The sequence below is a fragment of the Streptococcus sp. KR genome, from assembly GCF_002238115.1.
Lineage (GTDB): Bacteria > Bacillota > Bacilli > Lactobacillales > Streptococcaceae > Streptococcus.
This window is the reverse complement of sequence record NZ_NGVM01000180.1, coordinates 1-383: the sequence shown is the minus strand read 5'-3', so window position 1 is coordinate 383 and position 383 is coordinate 1. Positions and strand designations below refer to the sequence as shown.

1 pseudogene is annotated in these 383 nt (G+C 38.6%); it reads right to left on the bottom strand.

Going from position 1 to position 383, the window contains the following annotated elements:
• Nucleotides 1–383: pseudogene (locus tag CBI42_RS11505) on the bottom strand (helicase); the annotation flags it as partial.

Sequence of the window (383 nt, the reverse complement as noted above, 5' to 3'; positions counted from 1 at the left end):
GTCTTTCCTGAACCTACCTCATGAGCTAATAAGGCTCTTTTTTCTTCTACGATTCTTTGAATGGCATTCTCTTGATGAGGACGAAGACTGATGTTTTGTGCCAAGCCATCAATGACTAGATGACTACCGTCATACTCTCGACTAACCGTTCGATTATAAAGACGATTGTAACTTTCTTCAATGACTTGTTGGACTTCTGGATACCGTGAGACAAATTCTTGAAAGAGCTCTTGTAAATGCTGCTCTTTTGCTCTTAGAACCGAAGTTTTTTCCAAATCTGTGATGGTCTTTTTCTTTTCTCCTTCCGTAACAGTCATGGTAATCGTCGGTTGGTTCGAATTAAGTAAATTCTCAAAAATCTTTCTTCCTGTATCATAACGTGA